12 protein-coding genes and 1 pseudogene are annotated in these 8,851 nt (G+C 36.1%); 2 read left to right on the top strand and 11 right to left on the bottom strand.

What is annotated here, in order from left to right; all coding sequences use genetic code 11:
• Positions 1-118: 118 nt before the first annotated feature.
• From codA to BMY13_RS19050, 5 genes are all read right to left on the bottom strand, one after another.
• A complete protein-coding gene (gene codA, locus BMY13_RS19030; RefSeq protein WP_092506521.1) occupies positions 119-1,378 on the bottom strand; it encodes a cytosine deaminase in 1,260 nt (419 codons plus the stop codon).
• A 389-nt stretch (positions 1,379-1,767) separates the two neighbouring features.
• The gene (locus BMY13_RS19035) at positions 1,768-2,094 is read right to left on the bottom strand and encodes a hypothetical protein (protein WP_245736161.1); all 327 of its coding nucleotides are present in this window, start codon (positions 2,092-2,094) and stop codon (positions 1,768-1,770) included.
• Between the two features lie 14 nt (positions 2,095-2,108).
• Positions 2,109-2,459, bottom strand: a complete 351-nt coding sequence (locus BMY13_RS19040; RefSeq protein ID WP_092506523.1) for a VOC family protein — start codon at positions 2,457-2,459, stop codon at positions 2,109-2,111.
• 216 nt (positions 2,460-2,675) lie between these two features.
• A complete protein-coding gene (locus tag BMY13_RS19045) occupies positions 2,676-3,062 on the bottom strand; it encodes a VOC family protein (RefSeq protein ID WP_092506525.1) in 387 nt (128 codons plus the stop codon).
• Positions 3,063-3,149: 87 nt separating this feature from the next.
• Positions 3,150-3,425 (bottom strand): ArsR/SmtB family transcription factor, encoded by a 276-nt coding sequence (locus BMY13_RS19050; RefSeq protein ID WP_092493437.1) that lies wholly within the window; start codon positions 3,423-3,425, stop codon positions 3,150-3,152.
• 138 nt (positions 3,426-3,563) lie between these two features.
• On the opposite strand from BMY13_RS19050, the gene BMY13_RS19055 reads away from it, so the two are divergent.
• Positions 3,564-4,004, top strand: coding sequence for a cell wall hydrolase (locus tag BMY13_RS19055; protein ID WP_092493436.1), 441 nt, complete (start codon positions 3,564-3,566; stop codon positions 4,002-4,004).
• A gap of 35 nt (positions 4,005-4,039) precedes the next feature.
• Here the strand turns inward: BMY13_RS19055 and BMY13_RS19060 are convergent, their stop codons facing one another.
• The 5 genes from BMY13_RS19060 to BMY13_RS19080 all read right to left on the bottom strand — a co-directional run bounded on the left by BMY13_RS19060 (position 4,040) and on the right by BMY13_RS19080 (position 7,094).
• Complete coding sequence (locus tag BMY13_RS19060) at positions 4,040-4,459, bottom strand: hypothetical protein (RefSeq protein ID WP_092493435.1); 420 nt, start codon at positions 4,457-4,459, stop codon at positions 4,040-4,042.
• A gap of 315 nt (positions 4,460-4,774) precedes the next feature.
• Entirely contained in the window at positions 4,775-5,302 is a 528-nt protein-coding gene (locus BMY13_RS19065) for a hypothetical protein (RefSeq protein ID WP_092506527.1), read from the bottom strand.
• A 114-nt stretch (positions 5,303-5,416) separates the two neighbouring features.
• A complete protein-coding gene (locus tag BMY13_RS19070; RefSeq protein WP_092506529.1) occupies positions 5,417-5,704 on the bottom strand; it encodes a TIGR04104 family putative zinc finger protein in 288 nt (95 codons plus the stop codon).
• Positions 5,705-5,775: 71 nt separating this feature from the next.
• Entirely contained in the window at positions 5,776-6,333 is a 558-nt protein-coding gene (locus BMY13_RS19075) for a hypothetical protein (RefSeq protein WP_092506531.1), read from the bottom strand.
• 476 nt (positions 6,334-6,809) lie between these two features.
• The gene (locus BMY13_RS19080) at positions 6,810-7,094 is read right to left on the bottom strand and encodes a hypothetical protein (RefSeq protein ID WP_092506533.1); all 285 of its coding nucleotides are present in this window, start codon (positions 7,092-7,094) and stop codon (positions 6,810-6,812) included.
• 293 nt (positions 7,095-7,387) lie between these two features.
• On the opposite strand from BMY13_RS19080, the pseudogene BMY13_RS19085 reads away from it, so the two are divergent.
• Positions 7,388-8,224, top strand: a pseudogene (locus BMY13_RS19085) (tyrosine-type recombinase/integrase).
• 67 nt (positions 8,225-8,291) lie between these two features.
• On the opposite strand, the gene BMY13_RS19090 reads toward BMY13_RS19085, so the two are convergent.
• Positions 8,292-8,687 carry a VOC family protein gene (locus tag BMY13_RS19090; protein ID WP_092506535.1) on the bottom strand — a complete coding sequence of 132 codons (396 nt, stop codon included), beginning with the start codon at positions 8,685-8,687 and terminating at the stop codon, positions 8,292-8,294.
• Positions 8,688-8,851: the final 164 nt, after the last annotated feature.

The following is an 8,851-nucleotide window of genomic DNA, read 5'->3' on the forward strand; positions in this document are numbered from 1 at the left end:
TACCTTGTAGAATCAAGCGATAAAGCAAACGGTTTCCAGCTTATTAGCCCGTGCCAGCACGCACCAAAAACCCCCTTTGAACCCAAAGGGGGTTGAAATAAGTTTTAGCTAAAAACATTTACGAGAAAACCTTAAAATTCATTGTTGTTTCAGCAGGTTTTGTTTCTACGATAATTTCCCCATTCCGTATCGAATATAGAACTGGAGCTTGCGTTCGAATAGCTTCGTACTCAGAATCGGAATCAATGACAATTAAATTCGCCTTGTTTCCTTCTTTTACACCGTAGTCCTTTTCAATAGACAAAGCCTTTGACCCGTTTGTTGTTATCAGATCAAGCGCGGTCACGATATGATCATAGTCGGTCATATGGCAGGCATGCAAGCCAGTGTCGACGACTGGCATTAAATTCCCATCACCAAGCGGGTACCAGGGATCCATGATGGAGTCCAAGCCAAAGCAAACATTGATTCCAGACGCTGATAGTTCTTTCACTCGTGTTAGCCCCCGGCGTATTGGGTGATTGTCGAATCTTCCTTGTAGATGTAAATTTGCTTTCGGAAGGGCAACAAAGTTAATGTTTGCTTTTTTCAGCGTTTGAAACAGTTTGTAAGTATACGCGTTACTATACGAAGCCATTGCTGTCGTATGGCTCGCGGTTACACGGTCTCCTATGCCCATTTTTAGTGATTCACCAGCGAGTACTTCCAAGTATCTTGATTGGTCATCGTCAATTTCATCGCAATGGATATCAACCAATTTGTCGTATTTGTCAGCGAGTTCCAGCGCCTTTAACACAGAACGAACACCATCTTCACGTGTTAATTCATAATGGGGAATTCCGCCAACGACATCGGCTCCCATTTCCAACGCTTTAACCAACAGTTCTTCTCCATTGGGTTTCGTGTAAAGCCCTTCTTGTGGTAGTGCCACGATTTGCAAGTCCATCCAAGGCTTGATTTGCTCTTTCACTTCCAGTAATGCTTCCAACCCTTTTAAAGTTGGATCACTTACATCCACATGGGTTCGCACATGCTGAATGCCATGTTTCAGCTGCATTTTTATCGCCTGGAAAGCACGTTTTTTTATATCCTCTTTTGTTTCGTTTACAACTTGTTTTCTTTCAGACCAAATCTCAATACCTTCAAATACAGATCCCGATTGATTCCATCTGGGGGTCCCAGCTGTTAGAGCATAGTCCAGATGAATATGTGGCTCAACGTAAGGAGCCGATACGATTTTTCCATTTAGATCAATGATATGTGCATCATCCGTAGTATAACTCTTCGTATCCGGCGTTATCGATTTTATATGGTCTGATTGAATTTCAATATTCCATTTGCCTTCCTGGCCATAGAGTTTTGCATTTTTTAAAAGCATTCTTAAACCGCTCCTTCATCTTATCTTTACTTTGGTAGATTCCTTTTCCTTTTTGAAAAGAAAATGGACACTTCTATCAGGTTGTTGCTTTACTACTTTATCTCCCATCCTAAATTATAAATCCGCGTTTGCAGAAGAGCAAAAAAAACATTCAGTAATTAAAGTATAATTGAGATAGAAGATAAAGTCCTGACTATTATTTTGTTCAACTGTTTGAGGTCTCAACCTCCAACATGGTAAATGGTTGCTGTTTAGGACTTAAGGTGGGGGAATCCATATGTCAGTCGTTGTAAAAGATGAAAGACTGACTCTCTTCGCTATTGTCCAATAAGAAACGAGCGCTTCCTTATCATGAAAAGCGCCCTATGACTGAATAAACTTCTCTTCTTTTAGACGGTAAATGGATTACAAAACTCAGTAAGAATCTGTTTCTTTATTTCATCTATCGGAGATTGCTGTGGATAGGTAGATATCATCAATATGGTGCCTTGAAGCGAGGATGAAAAATATAACGACCGTTTCCTCGGCTCCTTCACTTCCATCTTTTCGAATATCTCACATTGTAACTCGAATTGTATGGCGTTTTCTTCAATAAGCAATTTACTGTATTTGTTCAGCTCTTTATCTGCTTCCGGCTGTGTTTTCAAATGAAGATAGAAACGAAATACTTTCGACTTTTGATAGACGTTATCAACCGATTGCGTAAGATCTTGCACTGCGTAGATCAACTTTATAGATGAGTTAAAATATTGATAAGTTTCCCGAACGGGTCTCTAACGTAAAAACGTCGCACCCCCCACGGCTCTTTGGCTGGACCATACTCAATTGGAATTCCTCCTGCTTTCATCCGAGCTAGTGCACTATCAAGATCATCAACTTCTATTGATAAATCAGGTACCGGGGTCCCGGAACCACCTTCTGAAAGAAAACTAATTTGAGTGTCCATTTTTTCATGAGAGCTGTAAGTCGCAATAAATTCCAGATTCATTAATTGATCAAGTCCAAGCACTTCCTCGTAGAAGTACCTTGCTTTGGTAAGATCCTGTGTTTCCACATTGGCTACAATCCGTTTAACCTTCATTCTTAGCACCTCCCAGTTGCCATTACTTTCTGCAATCTCTACAAGTAATCCTTATTAAAAACTTTAATTTCCCTTGAAATTCTTATTCAATAAAGGCCCATATACGTAAGACAGGTGCTGATTCTTAATTCAATCTTGCGACATTTGATTAAACACTTCACCGATTTTAAAACTTACCACTAAAGTCGATTAGAAACTAGGTTTATCGTCATAAAACTATTTCTGCTCAATTATCTGAATGAGGTTCCCGCATGTATCTTCGAAGACAGCTATTGTTACTTTCCCCATTTCAGACGGTTCCATCGTAAACTTCACGCCCTGTTTAATTAATCGTTGGTACTCTTCATGAACATCTGCAACGCCAAACATTGTTACTGGGATGCCATCAGCAAATAGCTTCTTTTGGTACTCTTTGGCGGCAGGATGGTCATTCGGTTCGAGCAGAAGCTCGGTGCCGTCTTGATCATCTGGTGAAACAAGTGTTATCCACCTATATGCTCCCGCGGGCTCGTCATGCTTTTTTACAAAGCCAAGCGTTTTTGTATAAAACTCTAATGCCCTGTCTTGATCTTCAACGAATACACTGGTAACAATGATTTTCATAATTTTTTCCTCCTTTGATAGTTGAGATGTATAGTTCTCTGCTAACAATACCGCTAAAGAACTATACATTCATCATTACTTATAAATCTACTCTACCCATCCTTTCAGCAAATTTTTAAGTGGTTCGTTGTTAAACATAAGTACTCGATATTTTCCCTTTCGTTTTGATTTTACGAGCCCAGCATCATCCAATACAGAAAGATGTTTAGCTATTGCCTGTCTCGAAATGGAAAGATCGTGCTTCATTATGAGGCGTGCTGTAAGTTCATATAACGTCAGCTCGTTGCGTTCGGATAGTTCGTCTAATATCAGCCGCCGAGTCGAGTCGCTGAGTGCTTTGAATATAGCGTCTTTGTTCCACATACACCAAGTATATGCAACCGCATAGTTGCATGTCAAGAAAAACTTATGAAAGTGGTACACGCCCAATCAGGTAAAGATTGCTAAAGGCTTACATTTTTCAAAGATTTTTTCATACAATTCTATAAGAGGTGATGAATAATGCCAAGAGTAGCATATACCAATCATGACGTTAACTTAATAGCAAGGATGATGAGGGCAGAAGCAGTGGGCGAAGGACGACTAGGAATGCTGATGGTTGGTAATGTAATTGTTAATCGAGCGAGAGCTGATTGTTTAGATTTTCAAGATTTACGGTCAATACGGGAAGTGGTTTTTCAAGTACAAGGAGGAAATTATTCTTTTGAAGCAGTACAAAAGGGTAGTTTATTTTATAGTCCAGCAAGAGGTGTGGAAAAAAAGTTAGCCAGAGAAGTTTTAAAATATTGGAGAAAACATCCTGCAAAGTATGCTCTTTGGTATTTTAATCCATCAGGTGAATGTCCTCCTACATGGTACGGTCAACCACTTACAGGACAATATAAACAACATTGTTATTATGAACCAATAGCTAATACATGCGCAAGTGCTTATAGATATTAATAAATACCCCACTCAATTGTGGGGTATTTTTGATATTAGATTTTTTTAGAGTCAACTGTTGTTAAAACGAATACAGCACCATAAAACAGCGACATCAACAATGAGTAGGACCCATAACTTAGGTCAAATAGGATATTTCCTCCAAATAAAGGTGTGATAAAGATTAGATAAAAAGGATACTGTATTGATGCTATTACATCTAAAATACCATTCCCAATCATATCGTGCTCAAATGTTGTGATTACAAATACAATTACACCTGATATGACCCCGAACATTGAAAAAGTCTTCAATATCCTACTTCCTTTTTTAGAATACGTTAGTAACAATACCATAAACAATATCGTTACAAGTGAGTTCAAAATGTCGATATCTGAATCAGGATGTTTGATTGATGGCATCAAATTTATTGAAAACGCCAATAAGTATGAGCCTATTAAGAATATGTACTTCATATTAACTCCCCCTTGTATAAAACTTTTCTTTTTCCACTTTTCAGATAGAGTTGTACCATCTCATTTTGAATAAAAAATTCCCACTTGGGAAATCTGCTTTTTTTAATTTTAAACCTTGTTCTGTTATAGCAGTTTCTACTTTCTCTAAAGTTATATCAAGTGTTTTGACTAAAGATGATTCTCCTGATTGTTGACTAATATTCTTTTAACCATAAAACATACCTCTTCACTTTTCCCTACTAAACAATACGTCAACTAGTTCAATAGCCAAATTCTTATTAAACAATATGTATGCTTCAGCAAAACAAGAATTTGCTATGGCTTAACTACTGTGCCGTCTGCCTTTCCAATTACAAATTCCTGCAAGGTATATGAGGATATAACTTCGCCACTTAACTCTGTTATTGAAACTTTTACATCTTTGTCAGTAACCATCCTTTCTATATCATCTTTGCTGACTTCTTTTTTCAACATTAACGTGTTACCCGTACAAAACGTATTTCCCTCAGGTGGCAAATTCGTAATTTTCTTCTTTCCTGCATTTGTAATGTCACGACTATCGAGTTCTAATACACTTGAACTTTCATCTACAATAGAATTTAATTCGTCTTTTATTTCAAAAGTAACTAAAAACGGGGCAATAGATGACTTATCCTTTTGGTTATTTTCGATACAGACCTGAGTTGCTAATGCGTTGAAGTCATCAAGAACTTCTTCAGGATATATTACCTTACTTTCATTTCCAAGAATAGTTAACCTTTCCTTATCGACCGTGTCATTGCTACAACCAAATAATAAAATCGTAGTTAATAATAGCATCAAGGTAAGAACTTTAACCTTCATATTTCCCTCCTAAGTGCAATAACGCTTATACAACTGATACGTTAGTTAATTAAACAAAAAATGCCTTTTCAAGTTAAGCATCAGTTAGTTTAATAATTAGAGCTAATTTAAAATTCACCACAGAGGTTCTTCTTCATCGGAAATTTCAATTATAAAAGGATAAATAGTCCATATAACTGCTATAATTGGTAACATTAAAACACCAACCATCCACCACGGTAAATTTAATAATTCGTTAATTGGCAAGGCAATTAGTGGTATTAGACCAATCATAGCTGTTCGTTTTCTGGAAGAAGCTGACTCGTATTGTCTTTTGTGGCAATGTGGACATTTCAACCTAATTAGTGTTTTTACCGTTTGTTTCCAAGCCCATCTTTTACCGCAATTTTTACAAATTGGCATTTAAACACCTCTCTTTCTAAGTACCTGAGGGTATCTTTTATTCAACAATCTCACCCAATTATGGAATAGATTTAATCAATTAACACTTCAATTTCGTCTTCATTATCTTCTACCAATTCCTCTAATAAATGGTCAGCTTCTTTGTTAAATTCCTCCATCCTTTTTTCTTCATCAAACTCTGCTACCCCTAACTTTTTTTCAATATAAGTAACCAAATAAGCATTTTGTTCATCAATTTTTTTTGCATATTCCCTTTGGAATTCTTCTGGTTTCATATCTAATTTTTGGGCTTGTGATTCGGCAAACTTACGAATTTGCTTTCCGCCTTCATCTTTTGTATTTGTAGGAGGCAGTTCCCCGAACCAGCCGTCGTCCCTTTCTTCACTTAATTTGTCTGAAATATCTAGGTCCATTTCCTTTACCTTTTGTTTTACCAACTCTATTCTTATTGCCCAATCAAGGTAATCTAACGCAGTATCATCGGGGTATAAAAACCGTAAATCACCTATTATAATTTTTTGTCCTTTTACAATGGCTGCCGCTTCGTTATCTTCATATTTTGAAACACTGCTGCACCCAGTCATAAAAATAAAGAGTATCAAAACGGAAAACTGTACGACTTTTGACATTAAAACACCTCTATTCATACTTCCACAAAATGGACCGATTGTTGAACAAAAATAAATACCACTTTTCAACTATCCTGCTGCGTTAGCACAAGAAGCGAACGTTCTTATTAAACAATTGCACCCGTTAATTCAATAGCAATTTACTGAAGTCCGTGATGTAATATTAAATCCCAAATAACTTCATTTCCAAAAGTGAACCATAATAGTAACAACAAAACTACAAAGCCCATTATGAGACTGAACCAAGCAATGTACCTATTCTCCTTATGTATTAATGGATATAGAACTATAAGTAATACTCCAAACGCAAGAGTAATAACTATAGAAAGCTGTCCTGTTAAAGTTTCAAAATCATTTTCAAATCCTCCCCAAAACTAATTACTTTACTGTGCCTTATTCAACTCTTGCACCCGTTAGTTATACATAAAGACCTACACAATAATTGCATATTATATAAATGAAGTGACAATAAGTAATTATTTCTTACTTTTTAGTTCTAAAAGTATAGGTGTTATATTTAGTAAGATAGAAACAATTGTCAAAAACCATAACGCCCTTTCCATACCAGGTACTACATCCATTAAAGCTGCCCAATCTTCCACTTCTACCCACACCGATACAAGACTGTATTCTGCACAAAGTGTTAATGCTGTGAATGATAATCCCATCGCCATAGCAAGCTTATAATCCTTTCCTGCTTTATACATATAAAGATTTATAAAAGTTACTACTATTGCAATAACCCCTAATATTACCCACATAACTATACCTCCATATATTTTATTTATGTCCTGTAATAATACTAATGTGCTACATCTCATTTTTTTGCATTATTTTTTATTAGACGTTAATACATCTAATCTTATTTCACAGTAAATGCTCATTCCTTTGTAATTTCTTATTGAACAAACCTGCTACTTTAGCTTAATAACTCATTTTTATTTTAACATTAAATTCCACCTAATTAATTGGATCACCTCAAACTATTTAAAAAATTATTTTACTCAACCATTTGGAATTGCTTTATATAAATCTAAATTGGGAGTGATTCTAATTGTTATTGTCCGAAGCTGCAAATTCTTATGAAGCAGATAAGAAAATTGAGGGCTTTTCCCCACAAACTTTAAATGCTTATAGACTTCAAGCAAAATTATTAGTTAACTATTTCGGTGACACCGAAATGAGTGACATTACGCTTCATCAACTATAGCAATATTTGGCTGAATCAAGCAATGACTTGAAACCATCCAGCTTGTCTCATCGAATAAGATTTATCCGATCATTATTTCGCTGGTCACACTAAGAAGGTATTATTGATAATAATGCTGCTAGTAAAATAAAGAAACCAAAGGTTGGCAAACGCATCCCGAAATTTTTAACAGAAAGGGAGATTGAGCATATACGGGATGCTTGTTTTACTCCAATGGAGAAAGCTTTATTTGAATTTATGTTTTCCACTGGTTGTCGTATTGGAGAAATTGTTTCGCTTGACCGAAATAGTATTAATTGGGGAAGTCAATCTGCAATTGTTCGAGGCAAGGGTGATAAGGAAAGAGAGGTATATTTCAATATCCGTTGTGATATTTGGCTAAAGAAGTACCTTAATTGCAGGAAAGACAATGATCCAGCAATTGTCACGGAGCGTAAGCCACATAAAATTAGCATAGCTCAAATGAGATACATTATAAAACGTATTTCAAATCGGGCTAGGATCAATAAAACGATTCATCCTCATCAATTAAGACACAGTTATGCTACTCACCTATTAAATAATGGTGCTCCATTAGAAGTTATTCAAAGTTTACTAGGACACGAAAAAAGCGAAACAACTCGAATTTATGCTCAGTTGAGCGGAAGGTTGCGGCAAGAGTTTTATAGAAAATATTTTTAAAATCTAAAGAGTAGCGTAATAATTTTCACGCTGCTCTTTTCAACTTTTGCACCTGTTAGTTAAATAGTTACGGAGCCACAACCTCTACTTTTATTCTATCTGGGTCTTCAAAGTAAACAGCGTAATGGTCTTCTCCCCCAGCATATGGATGTTGTTCTGCATAAAGGATATTTGCCCCTTCGCCTTTTAATTTCTCAGTAATTTCATCAACGTGTTGACGTGAACTTGCGTGAAATGCTAAATGATTAAGACCTACTCGACATCTGTGATACGAAATGTCTAGAAACCTTTCCTCAGTCTGAACAAAGACAATGTAGGTATCACCAATTTTCCAACTTTGTCCACTTTCCCACTCCTGAAATGGCATATAACCTAATTCTTCAAGAAACCAACTCCAAAAACCTATTGACCGTTTTAAATCAGAGACATATATCTCAATATGATGAAGTAATCCTTTAGACAAAAAATAACCCCCTATTTATACATTAAACCTGCTCGGTAGTACGAGAAACGATTAACCCTATTGAAGAATCGCACCCGATAGTGAAATAAAATCCTGGTAGAAATCAACCCTTAAACACTAAAATTAAATCGGCTTTAAGTTCTCTTAAGTTTTTATTATATCAG

The sequence above is a fragment of the Virgibacillus subterraneus genome (genome assembly GCF_900110695.1).
Taxonomy (GTDB): Bacteria; Bacillota; Bacilli; order Bacillales; family Amphibacillaceae; genus Lentibacillus; species Lentibacillus subterraneus.